The following is a 26,337-nucleotide window of genomic DNA, read 5'->3' as shown; positions in this document are numbered from 1 at the left end:
TAAATCAAACAAGGAGTCCCGTGACTGCAACAGAATCTTCCATCGTCATAGCCCGTGCGGCTGCCAAAGCCGCGGCGGATAAGATCGCCCAGGACATTGTCGCCATGGACGTGAGCGAACGCCTGGCCCTGGCAGACGTCTTCCTCATCGCGTCGGCGCCCAGCGAACGGCAAGTCAACGCCATCGTGGACGGCGTCGAGGAAGAGCTCGCCAAGCAGGACCTGCGCCCGGTGCGCCGCGAGGGCCGGTCCGGCGGGCGCTGGGTCCTGCTGGATTACGGCGATGTTGTGATCCACGTCCAGCACGAGGAAGACCGGGTGTTCTACGCTTTGGAGCGTCTCTGGAAGGACTGCCCGGTTGTGGACCTTCAGCTCGGCGAGGACGCATCCGCCAAAGCAGGCGCGGTCTCCGACAGCGAGTAGGCTCCGTCCGGCGGTGAATATTCCCGATTTGGAATTTTCGGAATTGCTGTTCTAAGATATTTGAGTTGCTTCGGGGGAGACCTTGAAGAAAGCTCGTACAAGGGCAGCAACCATCCGGGGCTGTGGCGCAGCTGGTAGCGCACCTGCATGGCATGCAGGGGGTCAGGGGTTCGAGTCCCCTCAGCTCCACGGGTAAGTCCGCCGGAACCACTATGGTTCCGGCGGACTTTTTTGTTTCCACGTATCCTCGCGGACATGCACCGGCCGCCGCTTCCGGGCGGTAAAACCGGCCCGGATGAGGCAGGTTTCGGAGCCGTCGAGGACCGATTGGCGTCCAGCGAAAAAGTGCATTACTCTGGTCAGGTTGCTTCGGGGAAATCGACCGGAAGAGACGAAAGTACGGGGCTGTGGCGCAGCTGGTAGCGCACCTGCATGGCATGCAGGGGGTCAGGGGTTCGAGTCCCCTCAGCTCCACCGGTACAAAGGACAAAGGGAACCATCACATTGTGATGGTTCCCTTTTTCGTTCGCCGGCATGGAGCATGATCCTTGCCGCTGAAAACTCTTCCCGCGCAGGTCAAACGGGGGTACAACTGGAGATTGAGGGCACATCGTCCCGCCGCTCGGCCGCTTACACCCAAGAGCGGCCCGCGGGACGCGTTGACGAGGAGGTCACCGATGTCCCACGCAGAAGGTTCCGGCTACAGCCCCAACGGGGAAGTTTCTCCAAACGGATCACGCGTGACGCGCGATACCGCCATCCGCGGGCCGGCCAGGCCCGCCCCGTATATTGGGGCCGGCATCCTGCTGGCCGCCGCGATCCTCTTTCCCCTCATGCCGCAGCTGTACTCCTTTGATGCGCCCCGCTTGGCCGGTTTGCCGTTCTTCTACTGGTACCAGCTGCTCTGGGTGCCGATCTCGGCCATATTGACCGGCACGTCGTATTGGCTGGTCACCAGGGAAGACCGACGACGGCGGGCCGAGGCACATGCCGGCGGCCCGCCCCGGGCGGGCGACGACTCCGCCGATTCCGGGTTGGGAGGGGACCGGCCATGAACGGACGCGAGATCAACTGGACCGCCCTGGTCATTGTGGTGCTGCTCTTCGTCGTGGTGGCCGTCATGGGCTTCTTCGCCGCCAAGTGGCGCCGCAGCCCCGAGGTGGAAGGCCTGCACAGCCTCGATGAGTGGGGCCTGGGCGGGCGTGGATTCGGTACCTGGATCACCTGGTTCCTGTTGGGCGGTGACCTCTACACCGCATACACCTTTGTGGCAGTTCCGGCGGCAATGTGGGCTACCGGTGCGGTCACCGGCTTCTTCGCCGTGCCGTACACCATCGTGCTCTATCCGATCATTTTCATCATCATGAGCCGCCTGTGGTCGGTCTCCCACCGCCACGGCTACGTCACCTCGGCGGACTTCGTGGGCGGACGCTACGGCAGCCGCTGGCTCTCCCTGGCCGTCGCCGTAACGGGCATCGTTGCCACCATGCCCTACATCGCGTTGCAGCTGGTGGGCATCAAGGCGGTGCTCACTGTGCTGGGCCTGGGGAGCTCCGGCAACGTTCTGCTGACTGACCTGCCACTGATCCTGGCGTTCGTGGTGCTCGCCGCGTACACCTATACGTCGGGCCTGCGCGCGCCGGCGATGATCGCCGTCGTCAAGGACCTGCTGATCTACCTTGCCGTCATCGTGGCGGTCATCTACCTGCCCATTAAGTTCGGCGGGTGGGACACCATCTTTAGCTCGGCACAAGCCAAGCTGGGCACGGTCAACCAGGCAACGGGCAAGCCGGCAGGCGTCTTTGTCCCGGGCGCGGCGAACTACTCCGCTTACTGGTCATTGGCGCTGGGCTCGGCCATGGCGCTGTTCATGTACCCGCACTCGGTGACGGCCGTGCTGGCCTCGAAGGCCCGCAACACCATCCGCCGCAACGCCGCCATCCTTCCGCTGTACTCGCTGATGCTTGGCTTCCTGGCACTGCTGGGTTTCGTGGCCATCAAGGCGGGCACCAAGCCGATCGACCTGGACGGATCTGTCAATCCGCAGCTGGTGGTTCCGCAGTTGTTCCTTGACCACTTCCCGGCCTGGTTTGCCGGAATCGCGCTGGCCGCCATTGCCATCGGCGCCCTGGTGCCCGCGGCGATCATGTCCATCGCGGCCGCGAATATGTTCACCCGCAACATCTACCGCGACTTCATCCGGCCCGACGTCGATCCAAAGACCGAGGCGAAAGTGTCGAAGATCGTCTCGCTGGTAGTGAAGGTGGGCGCCTTGGTCTTCGTGATCGCCATGGACCAGTCCGCGGCCATCAACATGCAGCTGCTGGGCGGGATCTGGATCCTGCAGACCTTCCCGGCCGTGGTGGCAGGCCTCTACACCCGGTGGTTCGACCGGTGGGCGCTGCTGATCGGCTGGGCCGCCGGCATCATCTTCGGCACCGTCTCCGCGTACAACGTGGTTAATCCGGTGACCAAAGCCCACTTTGGGGGATCGGTGGCTCCCATTCCCGGGACGGACTTCAGCGTCTACATTGCCGTGTCCGCCTTCGCGCTGAACCTGATTGTCGCTGTGGTGCTGACCGTGGTGCTGCGGGCCCTGAAGGTCCGGCCCGGCGCGGACCTTACCCGGCCCACGGATTACGCTGCCGACGAAACGGACCCGAAGGTAGTGCAGATCGAGAAGACCCAGCATTTCACCCAGCCTGGCGGCCCTTCCCCGGTGGCTTGACGGCGCGGGTGCCGAGCCTGACGGGACGGCGGCAGCGCTTACAGCCAGGCGGTGCGTCGCAGCGGCGGTTCCTCCCCGCCCGGCCGGCGCACCAGGACCTGGTTGACCCCGGTGAGGCCGTTTTCGAAGCCAATGGCGCTGGCGGCCATGTAGAGCCGCCACACCCGTGCGCGCCCTTCACCGGCCAGCTGCACCGCTTCGTCCCAGTTCTGCTCGAGCCGGCTGACCCAGGCCCGAAGGGTCAGGGCGTAGTGCCGGCGCAGGGCCTCCACGTCAAGGACTTCGAACCGGGCGGCTTCCAGGGCGGCCACCATCTCGCCGAGGCTGATCATTTCGCCGTCAGGGAAGACATACCGGGGGATAAACGAGTCCGGATCGGGGCTGGTAGGGCCGGCGTTCCAGGAGATGGCGTGGTTCAGCAGCCTCCCGCCGGGGCGGAGCAGCCCGAAGAGCGCTTCGGCATAGGCGGGGGTCTGTGCCCGTCCCACGTGCTCGGACATCCCGATGGAACTGATGGCGTCGTACGGCCCGTCCTGCACGTCGCGGTAATCCTGGACCCGGATCTCCACCTGGTCCGTAAGGCCGGCCTCCGCTGCACGCTTGCGCGCCAGGGCAGCCTGCTCGGTGGACAGCGTCACGCCCACCACGCTGGCGCCGTACCTGGCTGCAGCATGGAGGGCGAAGCTTCCCCAACCGCATCCAACATCGAGGACCCGCATTCCCGGTTGAAGGCCCAGTTTGCGGCAGACCAGGTCAAGCTTGGCCTCCTGCGCGGCGTCCAGGGCATTATCCGGAGTTGGGTCCGAGGTTGAGTCCTGGCCCGGGCCGGCGACGGGGTCCCCGGGGGCGGGCCAGTCTCCGTCCGGCCACACGGCGCAGGAGTAGACCATCGATGGTCCCAGCACCAGGGCATAGAAGTCGTTGCCCACGTCGTAGTGGTGCGAGATGGCGGCCGAATCCCGCCTGCGGGAGTGCATCCTGCCCTTCTTCTCGATGCGTGCCTCTTCGGGCGGCGGGGCTGGGTTGGGGCCGATGGCGCCGAGCCGGACCGCGGTGCGCAGCAGCAGCGAGAGCTCTCTGGCGGACAGCGGGCGGAAGGGACCGGGTTCGGCGAACTTGCCGGCCGAACTCAATGCCTTGAAGGCTGCGAAGATGTCGCCCGGTGCGTCGATGTCTCCTGCCACATACGCCCGGCTCAAGCCCAGCTGTCCCGGTGACCAGAGCATGCGCCGGAGTGCCTTCCGGGAGTTGAACTCCAGCACCGGCGCGTCTGCGGGTCCTGCTTCCGAGCCGTCCCATGCCCGCAGCCGCAGGGGCGTCTGCCCGGTCCCCAATACCACCCCCAGGGCCTTTTCCAACCGGGCTGCGTGCCCACGGGTTCCCGGTACGGTGTGTGGGGCTGCTGCAGTGTCCATGCGCCCACCCTAAGGCCCGGCTGCCCTCCACGACTATCATGGGGACGTGATTCCTGACCCAACCGATGTGGTGGTCATCGGGGCGGGCCAGGCCGGCCTGTCGGCCGCGTACCACCTCCAGCGCCGAGGGCTCGACTATGCCGTGCTCGACGCCGAAGAAGGTCCCGGCGGTGCGTGGCGGCACCGCTGGAAGAGCCTGCGCATGGCCACGGTCAACGGGATCAGCGACCTGCCCGGCATCGCCAAACCGGAAGTGGATCCCGAGGAACCCAGTTCGGAGTTCCTCGCCCGCTATTTCGGTAGTTATGAGGCTGAGCTGGGGCTGTCCGTCCACCGGCCCGTCAGGGTCAGGGCTGTCAGGCGTGAAGACGGCGATCCAGCCGGGCGCTTGCGGGTCGAAACCGCACATGGCGCCTGGAGTGCCAAGGCACTCATTAACGCCACGGGGACGTGGACGCGCCCGTTCTGGCCCATCTATCCCGGCCGGTCTTCGTTCCGCGGCCGGCAGCTGCACGTGGCCGACTACGTCTCAGCGGAGGAGTTCCGCGGCAAGCACGTGATCGTGGTGGGAGGCGGCATCTCCGCCGTCGGGCTGCTGGACGAAATATCGCGGGTCACCACCACCAGCTGGTTCACGCGCCGGGAACCGGTCTGGCGGGATGCTGGGTTTGATGCCAGGGCAGGCCATGACGCGGTGGCGCTGGTGGAGGATCGCGTCCGCAAAGGGCTTCCACCGCAAAGCGTGGTGTCGGTGACAGGGCTTATCTGGACTCCTGCCCTGCGCGCGGCCAGCGAACGGGGCGCGCTTGACCGGCAGCCCATGTTCACCGCCATCGAACCTGACGGGGTCCGCCGTGCCGACGGCAGCCTGCTGAGGGCCGACGTCATCCTCTGGGCCACGGGCTTCCGGGCCGCACTGGAACACCTCGCGCCGCTCCACCTGCGGGGACCCGGCGGCGGGATCGCCATGGACGGAACACAGGTGGCAGCCGAGCCGCGCGTCCACCTGGTGGGTTACGGCCCGTCGTCGTCCACCATTGGCGCCAACCGGGCGGGACGTGCGGCAGTGGCCGCGATCCTGAAGCTGCCGGGAATGTCGACGGCGGCGAAAACGGTAACGTGGGGGTGATGCCCCGGGCCCCGGGGCCGGCAAGGGCAACAGAAGGCGGCAGGACACCGGTGGCAGCAAACACCCTGGCGGACATCTTCGACATGCTGCGCAGGCGGCCCGATGTAGAGGCCCCCAACCTTCAGGCCTGGGACGCCACGGACCGGCTGCTCCTTGAGACTGCGGTCCAGCTTGGCCGGTCCGGCAGCACCGTTGCCGTGATCGGTGACCGTTACGGCGCACTCACCCTGGGCGCAGCCGCCGTACTCGCACCCGCTTCGCTGCGCGTCCACCAGGACCTGGTCACCGGGGAACGGGCGCTGCGGCTTAACGCCGCTGAACTGGCAGCCACGGGGGAGGCCGCCGGGCTCCAAGGGGACGGTTCCGGGCCCGGTTTCGTCCAGCTGCCCTTGGCCCACGAACTGCTGGCCGGGGCGGACACCGTCCTCCTGCAGCTCCCCAAGACCTTGGCCGAGCTGGAGGAAGTCGCTGCTGCCGTGGCCCGGCACGCCGCACCGGACGTCCGGCTGCTGGCAGGTGGCCGGGTGAAACACATGTCACTGGGCATGAACGCGGTCCTGGAACGGTACTTCGTTTCCGTGCAGCCCCAGCTCGCGCGGCAGAAATCGCGGGTCCTCCTTGCCGGTGGCCCCAAGACCGCTACGGCCTCCCCGCGCTTTCCGGTGGTGGAGCACCTTGACGAGCTGGACCTGGACGTGGCCGCGCATGGAGCCGTTTTTGCCGGCGCCAGGCTGGACATCGGCACACGCTTCCTGCTGACGTTCCTGCCCGCGATGAAGCCGGCGCGGCACGCCGTCGACCTGGGCTGCGGCACCGGAATCCTCGCGGCGATGTATGCCAGGCAGTTCCCCGCCGCTGCCGTGACGGCGACTGACCAATCGGCGGCCGCGGTGCAGTCCGCACTGGCCACGGCCCGCGCAAACGGACTGGCGGACCGGATCACCGTGCTGCAGGACGATGCGCTCAGCACGTTCCCTGACGGCGCGGTTGACGCCGTACTGCTGAACCCGCCCTTCCACGTCGGCGCCGGTGTCCACGCCGGCGCAGGGCTGAAGTTGATCGAGGCGGCCGGGCGGGTCCTGGCTCCCGGGGGCGAGCTCTGGACGGTCTACAACCGGCACCTGGCCTACCTCCCGGCGTTGGAGCGGCACGTAGGACCCACCGTGGTGGAGGGCCGGAACCCGAAGTTCACGGTCACCCGCAGCACGCGCAGTCCCCGCTGACCAGGGGAAAAGCGTCCCGCGCCGCGCCGCTGCCCGCACATGTGGGCGGGGGCGCACGCTTAACGTACGATTCAAAGCATCACCACCGCCAGGTAGCCGAAGACGTTTAGGGGACACAGTGTCTGAGATCCGCCAATCCTCTCCGAGACGCGGAACCAACTTGCCCAGGATGGGGGACTTCAACCTCACCGTCATCCTCGACGCAATCCGCAGGACATCCGGCGGCCTGAGCCGGGTGGAGCTCGCCCAGATCGTGGGCCTGTCGCCCCAGACCATCTCGAACATTTCCCGCCGCCTGCTGGACCAGAACCTGATCGTCGAAGCCGGCAAGGAGGGCAGCGGCCCCGGCAAGCCGCGCACCATCCTGCGCCTCAATCCCGGCGGCATGTACGCCCTTGGGGTCCACCTGGACCCGGCCGTCACAACGTTCGTGGTGCTGGACCTCGTGGGAGCGGTGGTACGGCACTCCCGGATCAAGACCCCCGGCGGAAACGATCCCGCCGCCGTCATCGCCACCATCGCAGCGGAAATAGCCCAGCTCGTGGCCGATTCCGGCGTGGACCGGAGCCGCATCGCTGGACTGGGAGTGGCCGCCCCTGGCCCCATCGACCTGGACAACGGAACCGTGGTGGACCCGCCGCTGCTGCCCGGGTGGGACAGGGTGGAACTGCGGGACGCCCTGGCCAAGGCCACCGGCTACTCTGTGCTGGTGGATAAGGACGTGACCAGTGCCGCCGTGGCGGAAACGTGGGCGGGTGGCCCCAGCGGCGCCGGCAGTTTCGTCTTCATGTACATGGGTACCGGCATCGGCTGCGGCATCGTCCTGAATGATGAAGTGGTCCGCGGCACCTCCGGCAACGCCGGCGAAATTGGCCATATTATCGTTGACCCTGACGGCCCGCCCTGCGACTGCGGCCAGCGCGGCTGCGTGAAGTCCTCAGCCATCCCGCAGGTGCTGGTGGCGGAAGCGGAGGCCGCCGGGATCCTGGAAGGCTCCCAGGCCGGGACGGCCGCCGAAATCCAGCAGAGCTTCTCTGAGCTGTGCGCACGTGCGTACGCGGGGGATGACCGTGCCGCTGCCATCCTGGACAAGTCCGCCGTCCTGGTTGCCCGCGCGGTCTCGGTGGTGACCAACACCCTGGACGTTGACAGGGTGGTCTTCGGCGGCCCCTTCTGGACCTGCCTGTCGCAGCGCTACCTCGAACTGGTGCCCCCGCTGCTGGACGCCAACAGCGCCGCCCGCCTGATCCACCCCATCGAGGTCGTGGGCACAGGCGTGGGGGAGGACGTAGGAGCCATCGGCGCAGCCTCGCTGGTCCTTGAACATACCCTCGCGCCCCGCGCCCAGCGGCTCCTGCTGGAAAGCTGAGTGCGGCATGTTTCGCCGGGCATCCAAGACAGTATCCCTGGTGGCCGCCGCGGTCCTGGTCCTCGCAGCATGCACGCCTGCCGATCCGGCCGGCGGAAACAGGACCATCAAGGTGGCCTACCAGAAGACAGACTCCTTCACGGCCCTGGACACCATGTTCCAGGACGCGAAGAAAGAGTTTGAGGCCGCGAACCAGGGCGTCACGATTGAACTGCAGCCCATCCAGGCCAACGACGACGACTACGGCACCAAGCTCGCCCTGGCCCTGCGGTCGCCATCCACAGCCCCTGACGTCTTCTACGAAGACACGTTCAAGGTGCGCTCCGACGTGGACGCCGGGTACCTCCTGAAGCTGGACAGCCACCTGGCAGGGTGGGCGGACTGGAACAAGTTCGACGCCGGCGCCAAGGAGGCGGGGAAAGCGGACGACGGCGGCACGTACGCAGTGCCGCTGGGCACCGACACGCGGGCCATCTGGTACAACAAGAAGGTTTTCGAGTCGGCGGGCATCGCCCTGCCGTGGCGCCCGTCCAGCTGGCAGGACATCCTGGACACCGCCAGGAAGATCAAAGCCTCCCAGCCGGACGTGATCCCCTTCAACATGTATGCCGGCAAGGGCACCGGCGAAGGAACCGTGATGCAGGGCTTCTACGAGCTCCTGTACGGTACCGGAACGGGCCTCTACGACCAGGATTCGAAGAAGTGGGTTGTTGGCTCGACCGGCTTCAAGGATTCGCTGACCTTCCTCAAGACGCTGTACGGCGAGAACCTGGCCGTCGCTCCGGCCCAGGCGCTGGACCCGAACGTCTGGAAGAAGGTGTTCGGCGAATGGTTCCCCAAAGCAAAACTCGGCGCCACCGTGGAAGGCTCCTACGCGCCGTCGTTCTGGCAGGACGGCGGAAGCTATGCCTGGCCGGGGTACGGGCAGGACATGGCGGTGGCCCCGTTCCCCACGCAGGACGGGGACGCCCCCGGCGCGGTCAGCATGTCGGGCGGGTGGACCCTGGCCGTTGGCGCGGAAACCAAGCAGCCCGATCTTGCCTTCAATTTCCTGACTACCGCGCTGAATGCGAAGAACTCGCTGGCGTTCACTGTGAACAGCTCCCAGATCGCCGTGCGGACCGACGTCGCCGCCGACCCCGGCTACCAGTCCGCCAATCCGTTCGTGAAGGACGTGTCCGGCCTGGTGGCCGTCACCAGGTACCGGCCCGCGACCTCCGACTATCCACGAATATCCGCCGCCGTCCAGGAGGCCACCGAGGCCGTAATTACCGGGAGCAGAACCCCGGAGCAGGCAGCGGCCGACTATGACACGGCCGTGGCCGGCATTGTGGGCGGCGACAAAACCATCCGGAAGTAAGCGGTGCCCGCCAGCCACCGCACACGGCAAGCGCTCCGCTACCTGCCGGTCCTGCCCGCCGTCGTGCTCCTGTTCGTGTTCCTCGCCGGCCCTGTCCTGTGGGCCTTCCACGCCTCGCTCACCAACGCCGGACTCACCGGCCGGCACGCCAGGAACCCCGAGTGGGTGGGCCTGGACAACTACCAGCGGCTGCTGCAGGATCCGGTCTTCCCGCTCTCGCTGGCGCTGACAGTCCTGTTCGTCGCCGGCTCCGCGATCCTGGGCCAGAACGTGCTGGGTCTGGCCCTTGCGGTGCTGATGCGGCGTGCACGACCCGCTGTCTCCGCTGCGGTTGGCACCGCCGTCGTGGCCGCCTGGGTGCTCCCGGAAATCGTGGCTGCGTTCGCCGCCTATGCCTTCTTCAGCCGCGACGGGACCCTTAACCAGCTGGTCGGCCGGCTGGGGGCGGCGAACACCGACTGGCTCTATGCCGTTCCCATGGCGGCTGTGATCCTGGCGAACGTGTGGCGCGGGACCGCATTTTCCATGCTGGTGTACCGCGCCGCGCTCAACAGCGTCCCCGCCGAGCTGACCGAGGCCGCGCAGATGGACGGTGCCGGTGCCTGGCAGCGGCTGGCGTTCATCACGCTGCCGGTGATCCGGGGCAGCATTGCCACCAACCTGATGCTGGTCACGCTGCAGACCCTGGCTGTCTTCACCCTGATCTGGGTTATGACTGCCGGTGGCCCTGCCAACGGCAGCACCACGCTGCCCGTCTTGGCCTACCAGGAGGCTTTCAAATTTGGAGACATCGGTTACGGCACCGCCGTTGCCTCCGTCCTGATCCTCATCGGGGCCGTGTTCGGGGCAGCCTATCTCCGCCTGCTTCGGGAGCAGAGGCCGTGACCGCCCGGCGCCTACGTACCCGCAGCACGTGGGCGGACCTGGTCCTCCTGCTGATTGGCGCCTGCTTCCTGCTGCCCCTTCTCTGGCTGGTCCTCGGCTCCCTGGATCCTGCCGCGGGACATGCGGTCAAGGTGCCCCGGCAGCCCGGCCTCGACAATTTCGCCGCCGTCCTCACCCCGGAACTGCTGTTCCGGCCGCTGTGGAACAGCCTGTTGCTGTCCGCGGGGACCGGGGTGGTGACGCTGGCCGCGGCCGTGCTCGCGGCGTACCCGCTGTCCCGCTACCGGTCCCGCTTCAATACGCCATTCATGTACGGCATCCTGTTCGGTACCTGCCTGCCCATCACCGCCATCATGGTGCCGGTCTACGGCCTGTTCGTGCAGCTCCGGCTGCTGGATTCCCTGCCGGCCACGGTGCTGTTCCTGGCCGCCACCAGCCTGCCCATGGCCATCTGGATGACCAGGAACTTCATGGACGCAGTGCCGCTGGCGCTGGAGGAGGCGGCCTGGGTGGACGGCGCCTCCAGGCTGGCCGGCCTGCGTTCGATCGTGCTTCCGCTCATGGGCCCGGGCCTGGGCGTGGTGTTCATCTTTGTGTTCATCCAGGCCTGGGGGAACTTCTTCGTCCCGTTCGTGCTCCTGCTGTCAGAGGGCAGCCAGCCCGCAGCAGTGTCGATCTTCAGCTTCTTCGGCCAGCACGGGGCAGTTGCCTACGGCCAGCTGGCCGCCTTCTCGATCCTCTATTCGGTTCCGGTCCTGGCCCTCTACGCCGTTGTGGCGCGCGGGTCCGGCAACTCGCTGGCCCTGTCGGGAGCTGTGCGGGGCTAGTCGATGTCTTCGAGGACCACACCGAAGGGCAGGGTGTCGTCCAGGTGTGCCTGGTGGCCTGTGGACCTGGGGTTGCTGACCACCCGGACGCCGTGCAGCTTTTCCGCCGCCGACTGCATCAGGACAGGCCTGACCGTATCGACGAACATCTGGCTCTTGCCGGCGAGATATTCCTTGTAACTGGCTGGAAGCTCAATCATGGCAAAAGGATAGACCTGTCAGCGGCGCAAGGGGAGGGGTCCCCATTGCCGGACTCCGGACCTGCGGCTTGGATAGGATGGCGGGCGGGACACGGCCAGGCCGGCCCGCGCGCCCATCACCGTCATCAGGGGGAATCCAGTGCTTTCGACCAGCGTGCCCGCAAGAATCCAGCCTGCGGAGCTGGCCAGGGCACAGCACGTGGCCGCCAACATTTCACGCAGTTTCGATGCGAAGGTGGTGGGGCAGTCCCGGCTGCGGGAATCGCTGATGGTGGGCCTGCTGACCGGCGGCCACGTCCTGCTGGAGAGCGTCCCGGGACTGGCTAAGACCACTGCCGCGCAAACGCTGGCCGAGGCCGTCAGCGGTGAGTTCCGCCGGATCCAGTGCACCCCGGACCTGCTCCCCAGCGACATCGTGGGAACCCAGATCTACGATGCCGCCAAGGGAAACTTCCGCACCCAGCTGGGCCCGGTGCACGCCAACATCGTGCTGCTGGATGAAATCAACCGCTCCAGCGCCAAGACCCAGAGCGCCATGCTCGAAGCGATGCAGGAACGCCAAACGTCCATCGGCGGCCAGGATTACCGCCTGCCCTCGCCGTTCCTGGTCCTGGCAACCCAGAACCCCATAGAGCAGGAGGGCACCTACCAGCTGCCGGAGGCCCAGATGGACCGGTTCATGCTCAAGGACGTGCTGGACTACCCCTCTCCCGCCGAAGAGGCAGAGATCATCCGCAGGATCGACGCCGGCGTGTACACCCCTGAACAGAAGCCAGCGGCCGCCGCCTCCCTCGATGCCGTCACCGAAATCCAGGAGCTGGCCAGGCGCATCTACATCGACCCGGCCGTCATCAACTACATCGTGGGGCTGGTGTACGTGACCCGGAACGCATCCCAATACATCGATGCCAGGCTTGCCGGATTCATCGAGTTCGGCGCCAGCCCCCGGGCCAGCATCGCCTTCAGCCAGGCAGCCCGCGCGGTGGCGCTGCTGAACGGCAGGGACCACGTCATCCCCGAGGACGTCAGGTCGCTGGCCCACCGGGTGCTGCGGCACCGGCTGATCCTGAACTTTGACGCCGTGGCCGAGCAGGTCCCGGTGGAATCGGTGATCGACGCCGTCGTTGCCGCTGTCCAGACTCCCTGACCCAGCATGGCCAGCCTCCTCCAGCGCGTGAAGTCGAAGATGGCCATCTTCGCGCACCGCAAAGCCCGCGGCATGCTCGACGGCGAATACGGTTCCGTCTTCAGGGGCCGCAGCCTGGACTTCGATGACCTGCGCGCCTATGTTCCCGGCGACGAAGTCCGCGACATCGACTGGAAAGCTTCGGCGCGCCACGGCTCACCGCTGATCCGGCGCTACGTGGCGGTCCGCCGCCAGACTGTCCTCCTTGTTACCGACACGGGGCGCAACATGGCGGCCGAGGCGCGGTCCGGGGAAGTGAAGAAGGACGTCGCCGTGCTCGCCCTCGGCGTCCTGGGCTATCTGGCGCACCGGCACGGCGACGTGGTGGGGCTGGTATGCGGTGACTCCGCGGCCACCCGCGCCTTCCCGGCAAAGACCGGCGAAGCCCACCTTGAGCGGCTGCTGCGGCACGTGGACTCCCACGCGGCCCTGGAAGCTGCACCCAGCAGGATCAGGGACCAGCTGGACTACGTGGCACGCAACATCAAGGGCCGCCACCTGCTCTTCGTCGTCGCGGACGAACTGGCTGCGGACGCTGCCACCGGGCGGCTCCTGCGCAGGCTGCGGGCCCAGCACGAAATCCTCTGGCTCACGGTCAGGGATGCGAAGCTGGCGCCATCCCACCACCCCACGGGTTCCAGCGCCGCCACTGATCCACTCACCGGCGGGGATTCCTACAGCGTGGCCGATTCGTCCCTCCTGGCCTGGCAGCCGGCCATGTCTGCAGCGGTGGCGGCGGCCTACACCAAGGCGTCCCTGGAACGCGACGCGGGCCGCAAGGCCATGTTCGGCGCGGCCGGGATCACGGAAGGGGCGGTGGCAGGCAGCGGGGACGTCATCTCCGGCCTGTTCGCCCTCCTGGAGAGGCACCGGCGTGCAGGCTGATCCGGAATTTTACGGTCCGCTGCAGTACAGCCCCGCCTGGATGTGGTGCGGCGCAGCGCTGCTGGCCCTGGTGGCAGGGTGGTACGTCTTCGTGTTCGCCACCACCCGCGTGGCTGCCCGCGCCAAACCTGGCAGCGCCGGTCCCCGGTCAGCCCTGACCGAGCTGCCTGCGCTCAAGGCGGCATACCTGCAGCGCATCCATGACGTGGACCGGGAAGCGGCGGCCGGCAACCTCGAGGCACGTGCAGCGCACCAGGAGATCAGCCTGCTGCTGCGCGGGTTCGTGCGCGATGCAACGGGTGTGGATGCCACCAGGATGACGCACCTGGATTTGGCCCGGCACCCGCTGCCGGCGGCGGCCGGGGTCATCGAAGCCTTGTACCCTGCCGAATTCGGTCCCGGCCCGTTGCCGTCGGTGGCTGCATCGGCCGCAAAGGCTTCCGAGGCGGTGCGCGGGTGGAACTGATGTTCTGGTGGATGCTGCCGCTGGCCGTGGCTGCCGCGGGGGCGGCGGTATGGGTTGCCGTGCGCAGGAACCGGGGGGCCAACGTACGACGACGGCCCGTAGCCCACGCCGACAGGCTCACCGCGCTGCCGGAATACCAGGCAGCACTCCGCCGGCACCGCCGCTGGCTGGCCCTGGCCGCGACCTCCTGTGCCGTGCTGCTGGTTTCCACGGCTGTTGCGGCAGCACGCCCCGCTGACGTGACCACCATCCGGCCGGAGCAGCACAACCGCGACATCATGCTGTGTTTGGACGCATCCGGCTCCATGAGCAGCGCCGACGCCGCCGTAGTGGACGTCTTCGCCGGCCTGGCGCGGAAGTTCGACGGCGAGCGGATCGGCCTGACCATCTTCGACAGCAGCGCCATCCAGGTCTTTCCGCTGACCGACGACTACGCCTACGCCCAGGAGCAGCTCCAGGCCGCCAAGGACGCCTTCGACGGCAAGCCCGGCAGCTCCGGATTCCTGGCCGGCACGTGGAGCGGCAGGGGATCGTCACTGATCGGGGATGGCCTGGCATCCTGCCTCAACAGTTTTCCGGGCGCAGCCACCACGGGTGCCACCGGGCCGCAGCGCTCGCGGTCCGTAGTGCTGGCAACGGACAACTTCCTTTCCGGCACGCCGATCATGTCACTGGACCAGGCGGCGCAATTGGCCAAGGAGCGGTCCGTCCACGTCTACGCCCTGAATCCCGGCGACCTGGACTACGGCAGCGGCCCCGACCAGCCAGGCGCCCAGCTGCGTGCCGCCGCGGTGTCAACGGGCGGTTCGTACCACGCCCTTGACAGTCCGGACGCGGTGCCCGGGATCGTCACCGCCGTGGAGGGAACCGAAACGGCAACCATCCAGGGCGCGCCACGGGCGGTGTTCTCCGAGGTACCGGGCCTGCCGCTGGGGGTTGCGCTGTTTTCCGGAATGGTCCTGTGCACCGTCCTGTGGCGCCTGCAGCGAACCCGCCTCCGCAGCAGGGCCTGGCTGCGGCGCGGCGCCGTTGTCCTTCTGGTCCTGGCAGCGGCCCTGCGGCCCAGCCTGCCCGGCGGTTCAGTGCAGGCTGCCACCGCAGACCTCAACGTGTTCTTCGTGGTGGACACCACCACCAGCATGGTGGCCGAGGACTACGGCGACGCGGTCCCGCGGCTGGAGGGCGTCCGCAAGGACATCAAGGCTATCGCCGAAGAGCTGCCCGGCGCCCGTTTTTCCGTCATCACCTTCGACACAACGGCCCACGTCCGAATGCCGCTCAGCACCGACACCCTGGCGCTGGAAACCGTCACGGACGTCCTCGAACCCCAGGTGACCGCCTATGCCAAGGGCAGCAGCATCACGGCAGCCAGGCAGGTGCTCGCCGAGCGGTTGGCCGCAGCCCGGGACAGCCACCCGGACCGGCCGCGGTTGGTCTACTACCTCGGCGACGGCGAACAGACCAGCGGCAAGGAACCGGAGGCAATGACGTTCGACGGCGGGTTGTTGGCCGGGGGAGCGGTGCTGGGCTACGGCACTTCGGGCGGCGGCCGAATGAAGGAGAACACGGGCCAGGCGGCGAACACAGGGCAGGACCACGACGCCGGTACTGGCGCCGGGCGGGACGACGGGTATGTGCAGGACACCCGGGCCGGCAGCTCCGGGGACGCGCTGTCCGTTATCGACGAAGGGCGGCTGCGCAACCTTGCCTCACAGCTGGGCGTGCCCTATGTCCACCGTGCCGCCGGCGATCCGGTGGTGGACATGATGGAGCAGGCGCACCCCGGCAGGGCCGATCGGGCGGACCAGGACGGTTCGCTGGCGGCCGCAACCGAGCTGTACTGGATCTTCGCCGCCGGAGCTTTCCTGCTTGCTTTACCTGACGCGGTGGGCATCAGCCGGCAGCTTCGCGGTCTCCGGCCCGCGCCGGGCAAGGAGGGCAAGGGGTGAACGCCAAGGTCCGCAGGCGCCGCCTGCTGCTGTGGTCCGCGCTGCCGGTGCTCCTGGTGCTGTGCCTCGCCGCCAAGTTCCTCAGCGTGGACGTCCTCGCCCACCGTGCCGCCGCCGGTTTCGAAGCCGGAAACGCGTCCGCGGTGGATGCCGCTGCCGGCGCCCTTGGAGTAGCCAACGTGGTGGAACCGCACAAGGCGCTGTTCGCGGGCGGTGACGCTGCCGTGCTGGCTGGTGATTACGGGACTGCCAGGACCCTGTTCAAACAGTCACTCACCATGGTCCCGGGCGGTTCCGGTGACGAATGCCCGGTCCGGGTGAACCTGACCCTGGTGATTGAGCGCCTGGGTGACCAGCGCCTGCAGGCCGGGGACCCGGCGTCGGCCGCTTTTCTCTTCAAGGAAGCGCTGGCAGTTGCCGGCCAGGCGCCGGAACGTTGCCTGTCCCCGGATGCCCAAACCGGAGCGGACGGGCGGCTGGCGGAAGCCAAGGGGAGGCTGGAAGGCAAACTGGGCGCCACGGGACAACCTGCCGCCCAGCCACCTGACCCGGCAAAGGAGCCGTCCCCGGACGGGTCCAGTGATACCCGGCAGAGCCAGCTGGACCAGTTGCAGGACAGTGCCCGGCAGGCCGAACGCGAGCGGAACAGCGGGCGCGAACGGGAAGAATACCTGGACGGCAGCGACGGGACTGCGCCGGAACGGCCCTGGTAGGAATGGCCGGCGGCGAAGGAAATTCTGTTGCCGCGGGAAACAAGCTGTAAAACTGCGTCTTAATTCGGCGCCGACTTGTACCTGCCCCGCCGGCCCTCTTAGAGTCGTATACAAGTTACCGCGGTAACGTGTCAGCGATCCTCCGTTCCGGAGGGTGTGGGTGCCCCCATGTGGGCCTGACATTTGCTCACGGACTACTTCATTCCAGGCGTAACAGTCGCGGCTGCGTCCTCGTGGAGTCCCTCCGTGTTCCCCAAACTCAAATTCATTGCCGGCTTACTGTCTCTTCGGCAGGCAGCCCCAATGGCCCAAAGCCAAGGACGCAAATGTCACCACCAAGCCTTATTGACGCCCATCCACATCTTTCCGAGACCGCCCCGGTAGCGCTCTCCTACGAGCTGTTCCCGCCGCGATCGCCTGCGGCTGCGGAGACCCTCTGGACCACGATCCGCGAACTGGAGACCACTGAGCCGGACTACGTCTCAGTGACCTATGGTGCCAGCGGATCAAACCGGGACACCGCCCTCGAGCTCATCAACCGGCTCCTGGTCGAGACCACGCTGCGGCCCCTGGCGCACCTGACCTGCGTGGGAAACACGCCGCAGGAACTCGCTGCAATCATCGGCGAGCTGCTGGACATCGGGGTGCGGGGCATTCTTGCCCTGCGCGGTGACCTCCCCAAAGACGGCGGCCGGCCGGCAGCCGGGTCGCTGCGGTACGCCCAGGACCTGATCGATCTCATCCGGCGGGTGGAGCAGCGCCGTTCGGCGCTGCTGTGCGCCGGAAAGATCGCGGTTGGCGTGGCGGCGTACCCCACCCGCCATCCGGAGTCACCCAGCGAGGAACACGACGTCGAAGTGCTGCTCGCCAAGCAACGTTCCGGCGCCGACTTCGCCATCACACAGGTGTTCTTCGAGGCCGCCCAGTACGAGGACCTGCTCACCCGTGCACGCCGTGCCGGCGTGACCATTCCCATCATTCCCGGCGTCATGCCGTTCACCAGCCTCCGCCGCCTCAACCGGCTGGGGGAACTGGCGGGCGTCGAGCCGGCACCCAGACTGATGGAACGCCTCGCCGCTGCGGACAATGACATTGAACGGCTCCACATCGGCGTCGATGCCACCGTTGACCTGGCCAACGCTGCGCTGGATGCCGGAGCCCCCGGAATCCACCTCTACACGTTCAACGAGCACCAGAGTGCACTGGAAGTGCTCGACAAGCTGGCCCTGCCGCGCCACAACCGCAGCAGCCACGCCCGGGGTGCCGTAGCCAGGCCACAGCTGGCCAGCTGAACGCCGACCCGGCACCTCCACGCTTCACAGCGCTAACCCACGCCCTTTTGACCTACCTCCGACCTGAGGACCTTTGCCATGCCTGAAAACAACACGCCCTTCCCCTCCGCCTCCCTCCTCGGCTACCCCCGCATCGGCCGCCGCCGCGAACTCAAGAAGGCCGTCGAAGCCTACTGGGCCGGCAGGATCGACGCCGCTGCCCTGGACGCCGCCGCCAAGGACATTCAGCTGACCACCGCCAGGCGCCTGCAGGAACTCGGCCTGACCGAAGCAGCAGCTGTTCCCGGGACGTTCTCCTACTACGACCAGGTCCTGGATACCACCGCCCACCTCGGCGCGGTGCCCGCACGCTTCGGCAAGCTCCTCAACGCCGGCGGGCAGCTGGACATCGACGGCTACTTCACCCTGGCCCGCGGCACCAAGGACCAGCAGCCGCTGGAAATGACCAAGTGGTTCGACACCAATTACCACTACCTTGTCCCTGAGATCGGCCCCGAAACCGAATTCACCCTGGCCTCCACGGCCAAGGTCGACGAGTTCGCGTTCGCGCTGGCCAACGGCATCGAGACCCGCCCATACATCGTTGGCCCGGTCACCTACCTGCTGCTGTCCAAGGCTTCCGACGGCGCCCCGGCCGGCTTCGCGCCGCTGTCCCGCCTTGAGGACATCCTGCCGGTGTACGTCCAGCTGCTTGAGAAGCTGGCCGCCGCCGGCGCCGGCTGGGTCCAGCTCGACGAGCCCGCCCTGGTGGTCGACCAGGAGAGGCCGGCCGCAGAGGTCGAAGCAGCCGTTGCCCGGGCCTACGACATCCTGGCGGGTGCGGCCAACCGCCCGCAGATCCTCGTGTCCACCCCCTACGGTTCGCTCGGCGCCCAGCTCGGGACCCTTGCCGCCACCAACATCGACGCCCTGCACATCGACGTCTTCAAGGGCGCCATTCCCTCCGCGGCAGCACTGGCCGGCCTGGGCAACAAGACCCTGGTTGCCGGCATCGTGGACGGCCACAACATCTGGGGCAACGACCTCGCCGCGTCCGCCGCGAAGCTCGATGAGCTGAAGGCCGCCGTCGGAAGGGTCGCCGTCTCCACGTCCACCTCAACCCAGCATGTCCCGCACGACGTGGCCGAGGAAACCCAGTTGCCCGCACAGCTCCGCAGCTGGCTGGCGTTCTCGGACCAGAAAGCCGTCGAAGTTGCCACCCTGGCCTCCTACCTGGCAGACCCTGCCTCCGCCAAAGCCGCCATCGACCACGCAACGGCCGTGATCGCCTCCCGCGCCACCGCCGAAGGCGTCCACCGCGCTGACGTCCGGGCCCGCACCGAAGCCCTGACCGCAGCTGACTTCACCCGGTCCGACTACGCCGTCCGTGAAGCGGCCCAGGAGGAGGCGCTGCACCTGCCGCCGCTGCCCACCACCACCATCGGGTCCTTCCCGCAGACGTCAGAGATCCGCTCGGCCCGTGCGCGCAACACCAAGGGTGAGCTGAGCGATGAGCAGTACGAGCAGCTCATGAAGGACGAAATCAAGCGCGTGGTGGACCTGCAGGAAGAGCTGGGCTACGACGTCCTGGTGCACGGTGAGCCCGAGCGCAACGACATGGTCCAGTACTTCGCCGAAAACCTCGAGGGCTTCGACGTCACGGTCCACGGCTGGGTCCAGTCCTACGGTTCACGCTGCACCCGCCCGTCCATCCTCTGGGGCGACGTCACCCGCAGCGCCCCCATTACGGTCAAATGGGCGGAGTACGCGCAGTCCCTGACAGCCAAGCCGATGAAGGGCATGCTCACTGGCCCGGTCACCATCCTGGCCTGGTCCTTCGTCCGCGACGACCAGCCGTTGGGCGAAACCGCCAACCAGGTTGGCCTGGCCCTGCGCGACGAGATTGCCGATCTGGAGGCAGCCGGCATCAAGGTCATTCAGGTGGACGAGCCCGCGCTGCGTGAACTGCTGCCGCTGCGCAAGGCGGACCAGGCCGATTACCTGAAGTGGTCCGTTGACTCCTTCCGCCTGGCCACCGCCGGTGCCGCGGACGCCACCCAGATACACACCCACCTCTGCTACTCGGAGTTCGGCGTGATCATCGATGCGATCGACGGCCTGGACGCGGACGTGACCTCCATCGAGGCCGCTCGCTCCCGCATGGAGGTTGTCCACGACCTCGAGTCCCACGGCTTTGGCCGCGGGGTTGGCCCGGGCGTCTACGACATCCACTCGCCGCGCGTCCCCGGTGAGCAGGAGGTCACCGAACTGCTCGGCACCGCCGTCAAGCACGTCCCGACCCGCCAGCTTTGGGTCAACCCGGACTGCGGTCTGAAGACCCGCGGCTACGCCGAGACGGAGGAGTCCCTCCGCAACCTGGTCAAGGCAACCCAGACGGTCCGTGCGGGCCTGCTGGAAACGGCCAAGTAGTACGTAGCGACGCCGGCGGGTCACCCCAGGTGAGCCGCCGGCGTCGTCTCTTTCATCCGCAGGGCGCTGACAAACAGCCAAACGGTCCAGGCGACGATTGCCACGATGCCCACCAGGGTAGGCAGCGAGTTGGCCGCGGAGAATCCGGATGCCCCGATGATCCATCCCTGCGCCAGGTAGGACAGCCCGGACAGCGCCATGAGGTAGCCAATCATCCGGGAAACGTGATGCGTTGCGGCCACCACAACGCCGAACAGCACCAGCGCGGTGCCCAGCAGGAAGTTGTGGTAGCTCCGCATACCCCATTCCAGCCACCGGATACCCTCCGCCGTGGCGAACCGTGCCACCTTGTCCGGCTCCGGCGCGGCGGCCCACGTGTCCACCGCCTGTTTCAGGGCCACGCCGTCCACCGCCTGCAGTGCTGCGTACAGGGCAAGGGCAGCGGTGGCGGAAAGAACACCGAATCGTGCTGTCCAGGCCAGAGCGTGCCGCTGGACGTTAACGGCCGCCCACAGGGACACCAGTCCGGCGCACACCAGGGCCATACCCAGGAACTGGCCCAGGTGCACACCGGTCCAGAGGTCGCTGTTGGCGTAGGCAGTGAACGAGGCAACATGGTCGTTGGCGTCGTGGGATTCGGCATGGAACACGCCGGCGAGAATTGAGACCGCTACGCCGGCAAGGAGGAGGGACGCAGCCAGCCGCCAGGTCTTACGCCCGTCATGGATCCCGTTGATCCCATCCATGGCCGCCCACCATCCCTAGTTCCGGGCGATTGTTGGAGCGCCCGCTTCAGGACTCCCAGACGATTTCGTCGTCCACCACGCCGTCCTGGTCCGCAGACGCCACCAGGACCTCGTCGGTGAAGTGCTCCCCGAGGGTGAAATCCAGGACGAAGTAGCGCTCCGGCTGTCCGGGGTAGATGGCCACGTGGCCCAGCTTCAGGGCCTTGAGGAAGACCTCGTTGGTGAGCTGGCTCCGGTCCTGGACGCCGAACACCTTGTGCAGCTGCTCGTCCTTGAGGGCGTTGCAGTGGAAGTGCAGGTACTCCTGCGGACTGGTGCCCTCCTGCTCAAGCTCTTCGGCAATCATTTCCCGGACCTCGTCCACCAGCTCGGGCAGGAATCTGAGCCGGTACTCGACTTTGCGCAGCGCGGCTTCGTCGAAGTGGTCGTGGGCATTGATGTTCAGGTCGAGTTCCAGCGGATGGCCGCGCAGCTCATGTTTGGCGGCGAAGAGGTGGTCCATGCCGTGGTTGAGCTCGATCTCCCCAAAGTGCTGGCTCGCTACCTTGTTCATAGTCTCAACATAGCCCCGAAGGGCAGCCCATTCCAGCGTTCGGGCCTAATTCACCGCGGTGCGCATCCCCGCCAGTGTTTCGGCCAGCAGGTCGACGAAAAGCTGCACCCGGGCCGTCTTCCGGTCATTGATCAGCAGCGCAAACACGTTCCGTGCCAGCCGGATTTCCGGGACGTCCAGCACCACCACGCCCGCGGGTTTGTTCCGCAGCGCCAGTTCCGGGACCAGGGCAGCGCCCAGGCCTGCCGCTGCCATCTCCAGGCTGGCATGGAAATCGTCGCTGTGCGCCACCACCCGTGGGTGCAGGTTGCAGCCGGCGAACAGTCGCTCAATCACCATGGCATCGCTGGTGCCGGGGTGATGCATGATCCACGGCATCTCCGAGAGGTGGTCGGCCGCAACTTTCGCGTCGGCCCGGAAGCCCCAGCCGGCAGGCAGCACCACCCGGAAATCATCGTCACCGATCCACTGCCGGTTGATGGTGTTGGGCCACGCGAAGCCGGTCTGTCCCACCTGGAACACCACGGCCAGGTCCAGGTCCCCGCCGGTGCGAAGGCCCTGGATGGTCTGGCCCGGTTCCGCCACGGAGACCCGCAGGTCGATGCCGAGTTTCTTCCACGCCGGGTTCTTGAGGATCCGCGGCAGGACGTATGTGGCCAGGCTGGGAAAGATCCCCAGCCGCAGTTCCTGGCTTTCGGTGTCCTGGGTCCTTGAGGCGGCGGCCATCAGCGCTTCGATGTCCGTGAGCACCTTGGCAGCGTGCCGGGTCATGACGACGGCGGCTTCCGTGGGGATCACGGCGCGCGCGGACCGCTGGAAGAGGGTTACGCCCGTGTCCCGCTCCAAAGCGGACATCTGCTGCGAGACGGCGGAAGCCGTGTAGCCGAGTGTTGCCGCTGCCGCGGCGAACGAGCCCAGCCGCGTGACCTCCAGTAAGGTCTTCAGGTGTACGGGGTTTACCACCAGTTCACAGTACTGCACCCATCCGCTGCCGTGACTGCGCCGAATAGCCGTCTGTATAACCCAGCACAGCGGCAGATGTTCAGCAGAGGAGCACGAAGTGTCACTTGACCCAGCAGCAGGTGCCGGCGGCCGGCGGCGCGTCGCCGTGATCGGCAGTGGCGTGGCCGGATTGACGGCCGCGTACATACTGGACAGGCAGGACGATGTCACCCTGTTCGAGGCGGACTCGCGGTTGGGCGGCCATGCCCACACCCATGACATGCCGCAGGCCGACGGGAGCGTCATCGGTGTGGACACGGGGTTCATCGTGCACAACGAGAAGACCTATCCCACCCTGCTGCGGTTATTCGCTGAGCTTGGCGTCGAAACCCAGGACTCCGAGATGAGCATGTCCATCCGCTGCGACGGCTGCGGACTGGAATACGCCGGCGCCCGCGACGGCGCCCGCGGCATCATCGCCAAACCCTCCAGCCTGCTGCGCGGCCGCTACCTGCTGATGCTGCTGGAGGTTACCCGCTTTTACCGGAAGGCGAGGGAACTGCTCAGGACTGCGCCGCCGTCGGCCGTCAGCGGCGAGGTTGAGGTGCCGGAACTGACCCTTGGCGGGTTCCTGGCGCGGGAGAAGTTCAGCCCCTATTTCATTTCACATTTCATGACCCCGGTGGTCAGCGCCGTTTGGTCCTGCGACCCCACCACCGCCCTGGCTTATCCGGCGCGGTACCTCTTCACGTTCCTGGGCCACCACGGCATGCTGGGCATCAAGGGCTCACCGCAGTGGCGCACCGTGACCGGCGGCTCGGCGCGGTATGTCGAAAAACTTGCCGCGACGCTCCCCGACGTCCGCCTCAACACGCCTGTCACCGCCATCCGGCGGCTGCCCGATGGCGTGGAGCTCGCAACGGCCAACGGGCTGGAAGACTTTGACGCCGTCGTGATTGCCACCCACCCCGCGCAGGCCCTGGGGTTCCTGGCCGACGCCACCCCGGAGGAAAAGGAGGCGCTCGGCGGTATGCCCTACTCGGTGAACCACACCGTGTTCCACCAGGACCCCGCGGTCCTGCCCGCGGCGGAGAACGCCAGGGCCTCCTGGAACTACCGGCTTCCGGACTGCGACGCGCGCCCGGACAAGGTACTGGTGAGCTACGACCTCACCCGGCTGCAGCGGCTCAGCCCCGTGGACGGCAAGCCGTACCTGGTGAGCCTGGGCGAATCCGAGCTGATCGCCGACAGCGCGGTGCTGGAACGGATGGTGTACGAACACCCGCAGTACACCCCTGAATCGCTCAAGGCCCAGCAGGCCATCAAAGCGCTGAGCGACAGCCGGATCGCCTACGCCGGGGCATACCTTGGCTGGGGCTTCCATGAGGACGGTGCCCTCTCGGGGGTGCGGGCCGCGGAAAAACTGGGCCGGACCTGGCCGGTGGCCCGGGCGGCCGATACCGCGGACTCCACCGGTGAGGGGGAGCGGGAACTGCTGGCCGCGGAGCCTGCATGACCATGCAGCCCTCGATCTACCGCACGTCCATTTCCCATGTGCGGCGCACCCCGTTGAAGAATGCGTTCACCTACCGGAGCTACAGCTGGTTTGTGGATGTTGACGCGCTTCCGCGCCTCACTGGGCTGCTGCGGCCACTCGCCGTGTTCCGCGCAGGGGACCACCTGGGAGACCCGGACGCCGGCATCCGCTCCAATGTGGAGCGGTACCTTCGGACCCAGGGCATAGAGCCCGACGGCGGTCCCATCCACATGCTGACCAGCGCCAGGGTTTTTGGCTACGTCTTCAACCCGCTCACGCTGTTCTGGTGCTACCGGTCCAGCGGAGAACTCCAGTGCGTGGTGGCCGAGGTCCACAACACGTACGGGGAGCGGCACTGCTACCTGCTTCGAACCGATCCCTCCGGACGGGCCTCAGTCCCGAAGGCGTTCTACGTTTCCCCCTTCAACGACGTCGACGGGCAGTACCGGATGAAGCTCCCGGCACCCGCGGAGCGGCTTGCGGTATCCATCATCCTGGAGCGGGAGGGGCAGCGGCCCTTCGTTGCCACCATGGACGGCCGGCGCAGGCCGGCCACCGTTCCCAACATCCTTGCGGCGGCTCTCACCGTGCCTGCCGCGCCGCTGCTGGTATCCGCCCTGATCCGGGTCCAGGGCATTAAACTCTGGGCAAGACGCCTGCCCGTCGTTGCCAGACCACATCACCCCTCACAGGAGGCAGTTCAATGACAATGACTGACGACAACGGCACCACCGCAGCCAACGTCGGCAACAAGGCCCACGGCCCGTCCGCCACGCACGCGCCTGTGACGTGGGGCGCAACCGGTGTGCCGGCGGCGCCCGCTACCATCGATCCCGGCCTGTGGCCCGGTGTTGCCCAGCCGCCGTCGGGCGTTAAGGCTGAAGTGGCCGGGAAGGCCGCCGGCCTGCTGTTCAGGGGTGCGGTCAAGCGACTCCCCATGCGCGTCGAATACCCGGACGGTTCAGTCCTTGGAACCGGCGGGCCTGACGCTCCCGTGATGACCATGGTGCGACCCGCGGCATTCGAGGCCAGGATCGGCGGCAACGGGCTGATCGGGCTGGGTGAATCCTTCATGGCCGGCGACTGGGAGGCATCAGACCTGGCCGCGGTGCTTGAGGTCTTCGCCGCCTCCGTGGACACGCTCATCCCCATGCCGCTGCAGAAACTGCGCTCGCTGTACCTGCCGCGGACACCCCGCCAGGAACGCAACGCCGAACAGAACACGCGCAACAACATTTCCCGGCACTACGACCTGTCCAATGCGCTGTTTTCCAACTTTTTGGACTCCACCATGAGCTACTCGTCGGCACTGTTTCCTGAGGCCGCCGGGCCAGTCTCTTCCGTGGCATGGGATTTCCTGGCCGAGGCCCAGCAGGCCAAGATCGACCGGTTGCTGGACAAGGCCGGCGTGGGCGAAGGAACCCGGCTGCTGGAAATCGGCACGGGTTGGGGTGAACTTGCCCTCCGCGCCGCGGCCCGCGGCGCCACCGTCTACAGCGTCACACTGTCCAGCGAGCAGCAGGCGCTGGCGCAGGAACGCATTGCGGAGGCCGGATTCGCGGACCGCGTGACGGTGGCCCTGCAGGACTACCGCGCGGTGGAGGGGGAGTACGACGCCGTGGTGTCGGTTGAGATGATCGAGGCCGTGGGGTACGAGTACTGGCCCATCTACTTCCAGACGATCGACCGCGTCCTGGCCCCCGGCGGAAAGGTGGCCATCCAGGCAATCACCATGCCGCACGGTCGAATGCTGGCCACCCGCAACGCCTATACCTGGGTGCACAAATACATCTTCCCCGGCGGCTTCCTGCCGTCCGTCCGGGCCATCGAGGGCGTGACCCAGCAGCACACCACCCTGCGGGTCAGGGAACGGATGGGCATGGGCGACCACTACGCCGCCACCCTGCGGCTGTGGGAGGAACGCTTCGTTGCCCGCTCGAGTGAGGTGGGGGAACTCGGCTTCGACGCAGTGTTCCAGCGGATGTGGCTGTTCTACCTCTGCTACTCGCGCGCCGGCTTCCAGTCCGGCTACCTGGACGTGCAGCAGATAGTGCTGGACCGCCGGGAGGCCCAGCTGTAGTTTGCACGTAGCAAGGGGAAT

General features: G+C 67.1%; 24 protein-coding genes and 2 tRNA genes. 21 read left to right on the top strand and 5 right to left on the bottom strand.

Annotated elements, in window-relative coordinates:
* Positions 1–20: 20 nt before the first annotated feature.
* From rsfS to mctP, 5 genes are all read left to right on the top strand, one after another.
* Positions 21–422 carry a ribosome silencing factor gene (rsfS, locus tag ACTAQI_RS07255; protein ID WP_457950379.1) on the top strand — a complete coding sequence of 134 codons (402 nt, stop codon included), beginning with the start codon at positions 21–23 and terminating at the stop codon, positions 420–422.
* Positions 423–538: 116 nt separating this feature from the next.
* Positions 539–611, top strand: a tRNA-Ala gene (locus ACTAQI_RS07250).
* Between the two features lie 212 nt (positions 612–823).
* Positions 824–896 (top strand) — tRNA-Ala (locus ACTAQI_RS07245).
* A 203-nt stretch (positions 897–1,099) separates the two neighbouring features.
* Positions 1,100–1,477: a DUF3311 domain-containing protein gene (locus ACTAQI_RS07240; RefSeq protein WP_457950378.1), complete on the top strand. Its 378-nt coding sequence runs from the start codon at positions 1,100–1,102 to the stop codon at positions 1,475–1,477.
* On the top strand, positions 1,474–3,150 hold the full coding sequence (gene mctP / locus ACTAQI_RS07235) for a monocarboxylate uptake permease MctP (RefSeq protein ID WP_457950377.1): 1,677 nt from the start codon (positions 1,474–1,476) through the stop codon (positions 3,148–3,150). The genes ACTAQI_RS07240 and mctP overlap by 4 nt, the downstream gene beginning before the upstream one ends.
* Positions 3,151–3,188: 38 nt before the next feature.
* Here mctP and ACTAQI_RS07230 read toward each other — a convergent pair whose 3' ends face one another.
* A complete protein-coding gene (locus ACTAQI_RS07230; protein WP_457950376.1) occupies positions 3,189–4,565 on the bottom strand; it encodes a class I SAM-dependent methyltransferase in 1,377 nt (458 codons plus the stop codon).
* A gap of 46 nt (positions 4,566–4,611) precedes the next feature.
* On the opposite strand from ACTAQI_RS07230, the gene ACTAQI_RS07225 reads away from it, so the two are divergent.
* From ACTAQI_RS07225 to ACTAQI_RS07200, 6 genes are all read left to right on the top strand, one after another.
* Complete coding sequence (locus ACTAQI_RS07225) at positions 4,612–5,694, top strand: FAD-dependent oxidoreductase (protein WP_457950375.1); 1,083 nt, start codon at positions 4,612–4,614, stop codon at positions 5,692–5,694.
* A gap of 50 nt (positions 5,695–5,744) precedes the next feature.
* A complete protein-coding gene (locus ACTAQI_RS07220) occupies positions 5,745–6,917 on the top strand; it encodes a class I SAM-dependent methyltransferase (protein ID WP_457950374.1) in 1,173 nt (390 codons plus the stop codon).
* A 169-nt stretch (positions 6,918–7,086) separates the two neighbouring features.
* Positions 7,087–8,286 (top strand): ROK family transcriptional regulator, encoded by a 1,200-nt coding sequence (locus ACTAQI_RS07215; protein ID WP_457950373.1) that lies wholly within the window; start codon positions 7,087–7,089, stop codon positions 8,284–8,286.
* A gap of 7 nt (positions 8,287–8,293) precedes the next feature.
* Positions 8,294–9,646, top strand: coding sequence for an extracellular solute-binding protein (locus ACTAQI_RS07210; RefSeq protein ID WP_457950372.1), 1,353 nt, complete (start codon positions 8,294–8,296; stop codon positions 9,644–9,646).
* 3 nt (positions 9,647–9,649) lie between these two features.
* A complete protein-coding gene (locus tag ACTAQI_RS07205; RefSeq protein ID WP_457950371.1) occupies positions 9,650–10,531 on the top strand; it encodes a carbohydrate ABC transporter permease in 882 nt (293 codons plus the stop codon).
* The gene (locus ACTAQI_RS07200) at positions 10,528–11,358 is read left to right on the top strand and encodes a carbohydrate ABC transporter permease (protein WP_457950370.1); all 831 of its coding nucleotides are present in this window, start codon (positions 10,528–10,530) and stop codon (positions 11,356–11,358) included. Before ACTAQI_RS07205 ends, ACTAQI_RS07200 begins: the two co-directional genes overlap by 4 nt.
* On the opposite strand, the gene ACTAQI_RS07195 is transcribed toward ACTAQI_RS07200, so the two are convergent.
* Positions 11,355–11,558 (bottom strand): hypothetical protein, encoded by a 204-nt coding sequence (locus tag ACTAQI_RS07195; RefSeq protein WP_457950369.1) that lies wholly within the window; start codon positions 11,556–11,558, stop codon positions 11,355–11,357. The two genes, ACTAQI_RS07200 and ACTAQI_RS07195, sit on opposite strands and share 4 nt — an antisense overlap.
* A 139-nt stretch (positions 11,559–11,697) precedes the next feature.
* Between ACTAQI_RS07195 and ACTAQI_RS07190 the strand changes: the two genes are divergently transcribed.
* From ACTAQI_RS07190 to metE, 7 genes are all read left to right on the top strand, one after another.
* The gene (locus ACTAQI_RS07190; RefSeq protein ID WP_457950368.1) at positions 11,698–12,705 is read left to right on the top strand and encodes an AAA family ATPase; all 1,008 of its coding nucleotides are present in this window, start codon (positions 11,698–11,700) and stop codon (positions 12,703–12,705) included.
* A gap of 6 nt (positions 12,706–12,711) precedes the next feature.
* Complete coding sequence (locus ACTAQI_RS07185) at positions 12,712–13,629, top strand: DUF58 domain-containing protein (RefSeq protein ID WP_457950367.1); 918 nt, start codon at positions 12,712–12,714, stop codon at positions 13,627–13,629.
* The gene (locus ACTAQI_RS07180) at positions 13,619–14,095 is read left to right on the top strand and encodes a hypothetical protein (RefSeq protein ID WP_457950366.1); all 477 of its coding nucleotides are present in this window, start codon (positions 13,619–13,621) and stop codon (positions 14,093–14,095) included. The genes ACTAQI_RS07185 and ACTAQI_RS07180 overlap by 11 nt, the downstream gene beginning before the upstream one ends.
* The gene (locus ACTAQI_RS07175; protein WP_457951008.1) at positions 14,095–16,044 is read left to right on the top strand and encodes a VWA domain-containing protein; all 1,950 of its coding nucleotides are present in this window, start codon (positions 14,095–14,097) and stop codon (positions 16,042–16,044) included. The genes ACTAQI_RS07180 and ACTAQI_RS07175 overlap by 1 nt, the downstream gene beginning before the upstream one ends.
* Positions 16,041–16,757 carry a hypothetical protein gene (locus tag ACTAQI_RS07170; protein WP_457950365.1) on the top strand — a complete coding sequence of 239 codons (717 nt, stop codon included), beginning with the start codon at positions 16,041–16,043 and terminating at the stop codon, positions 16,755–16,757. The genes ACTAQI_RS07175 and ACTAQI_RS07170 overlap by 4 nt, the downstream gene beginning before the upstream one ends.
* A 326-nt stretch (positions 16,758–17,083) precedes the next feature.
* Positions 17,084–18,049 (top strand): methylenetetrahydrofolate reductase, encoded by a 966-nt coding sequence (locus ACTAQI_RS07165; protein ID WP_457950364.1) that lies wholly within the window; start codon positions 17,084–17,086, stop codon positions 18,047–18,049.
* Between the two features lie 78 nt (positions 18,050–18,127).
* On the top strand, positions 18,128–20,458 hold the full coding sequence (metE, locus tag ACTAQI_RS07160) for a 5-methyltetrahydropteroyltriglutamate--homocysteine S-methyltransferase (protein ID WP_457950363.1): 2,331 nt from the start codon (positions 18,128–18,130) through the stop codon (positions 20,456–20,458).
* 20 nt (positions 20,459–20,478) lie between these two features.
* Here metE and ACTAQI_RS07155 read toward each other — a convergent pair whose 3' ends face one another.
* The 3 genes from ACTAQI_RS07155 to ACTAQI_RS07145 are packed head-to-tail and all read right to left on the bottom strand — an operon-like array spanning position 20,479 to position 22,720.
* Positions 20,479–21,204, bottom strand: coding sequence for a hypothetical protein (locus tag ACTAQI_RS07155; protein WP_457950362.1), 726 nt, complete (start codon positions 21,202–21,204; stop codon positions 20,479–20,481).
* 46 nt (positions 21,205–21,250) lie between these two features.
* Positions 21,251–21,757, bottom strand: coding sequence for a DUF2004 domain-containing protein (locus ACTAQI_RS07150; protein ID WP_159631825.1), 507 nt, complete (start codon positions 21,755–21,757; stop codon positions 21,251–21,253).
* A gap of 45 nt (positions 21,758–21,802) precedes the next feature.
* Positions 21,803–22,720 carry a LysR family transcriptional regulator gene (locus ACTAQI_RS07145; RefSeq protein ID WP_457950361.1) on the bottom strand — a complete coding sequence of 306 codons (918 nt, stop codon included), beginning with the start codon at positions 22,718–22,720 and terminating at the stop codon, positions 21,803–21,805.
* Between the two features lie 97 nt (positions 22,721–22,817).
* On the opposite strand from ACTAQI_RS07145, the gene ACTAQI_RS07140 reads away from it, so the two are divergent.
* The 3 genes from ACTAQI_RS07140 to ACTAQI_RS07130 are packed head-to-tail and all read left to right on the top strand — an operon-like array spanning position 22,818 to position 26,316.
* A complete protein-coding gene (locus tag ACTAQI_RS07140) occupies positions 22,818–24,215 on the top strand; it encodes an NAD(P)/FAD-dependent oxidoreductase (protein ID WP_457950360.1) in 1,398 nt (465 codons plus the stop codon).
* On the top strand, positions 24,212–24,943 hold the full coding sequence (locus ACTAQI_RS07135; RefSeq protein WP_457950359.1) for a DUF1365 domain-containing protein: 732 nt from the start codon (positions 24,212–24,214) through the stop codon (positions 24,941–24,943). Before ACTAQI_RS07140 ends, ACTAQI_RS07135 begins: the two co-directional genes overlap by 4 nt.
* A complete protein-coding gene (locus ACTAQI_RS07130) occupies positions 24,940–26,316 on the top strand; it encodes a class I SAM-dependent methyltransferase (RefSeq protein ID WP_457950358.1) in 1,377 nt (458 codons plus the stop codon). Before ACTAQI_RS07135 ends, ACTAQI_RS07130 begins: the two co-directional genes overlap by 4 nt.
* Positions 26,317–26,337: the final 21 nt, after the last annotated feature.

This window comes from Pseudarthrobacter sp. alpha12b, from assembly GCF_054130495.1.
Note: the sequence above shows the minus strand (reverse complement) of the source record. Positions and strands in the feature narration are given on the sequence as shown.

Bases quoted from the DNA above. Each gene is read 5' to 3' on its own strand.
- ACTAQI_RS07240 (WP_457950378.1), top strand. From the start codon at position 1,100: ATGTCCCACGCAGAAGGTTCCGGCTACAGCCCCAACGGGGAAGTTTCT.
- mctP (WP_457950377.1), top strand. From the start codon at position 1,474: ATGAACGGACGCGAGATCAACTGGACCGCCCTGGTCATTGTGGTGCTG.
- ACTAQI_RS07230 (WP_457950376.1), bottom strand. From the start codon at position 4,565: ATGGACACTGCAGCAGCCCCACACACCGTACCGGGAACCCGTGGGCAC.
- ACTAQI_RS07215 (WP_457950373.1), top strand. From the start codon at position 7,087: ATGGGGGACTTCAACCTCACCGTCATCCTCGACGCAATCCGCAGGACA.
- ACTAQI_RS07210 (WP_457950372.1), top strand. From the start codon at position 8,294: ATGTTTCGCCGGGCATCCAAGACAGTATCCCTGGTGGCCGCCGCGGTC.
- ACTAQI_RS07195 (WP_457950369.1), bottom strand. From the start codon at position 11,558: ATGATTGAGCTTCCAGCCAGTTACAAGGAATATCTCGCCGGCAAGAGC.
- ACTAQI_RS07185 (WP_457950367.1), top strand. From the start codon at position 12,712: ATGGCCAGCCTCCTCCAGCGCGTGAAGTCGAAGATGGCCATCTTCGCG.
- ACTAQI_RS07175 (WP_457951008.1), top strand. From the start codon at position 14,095: ATGTTCTGGTGGATGCTGCCGCTGGCCGTGGCTGCCGCGGGGGCGGCG.
- ACTAQI_RS07165 (WP_457950364.1), top strand. From the start codon at position 17,084: ATGTCACCACCAAGCCTTATTGACGCCCATCCACATCTTTCCGAGACC.
- metE (WP_457950363.1), top strand. From the start codon at position 18,128: ATGCCTGAAAACAACACGCCCTTCCCCTCCGCCTCCCTCCTCGGCTAC.
- ACTAQI_RS07155 (WP_457950362.1), bottom strand. From the start codon at position 21,204: ATGGATGGGATCAACGGGATCCATGACGGGCGTAAGACCTGGCGGCTG.
- ACTAQI_RS07150 (WP_159631825.1), bottom strand. From the start codon at position 21,757: ATGAACAAGGTAGCGAGCCAGCACTTTGGGGAGATCGAGCTCAACCAC.
- ACTAQI_RS07135 (WP_457950359.1), top strand. From the start codon at position 24,212: ATGACCATGCAGCCCTCGATCTACCGCACGTCCATTTCCCATGTGCGG.
- ACTAQI_RS07130 (WP_457950358.1), top strand. From the start codon at position 24,940: ATGACAATGACTGACGACAACGGCACCACCGCAGCCAACGTCGGCAAC.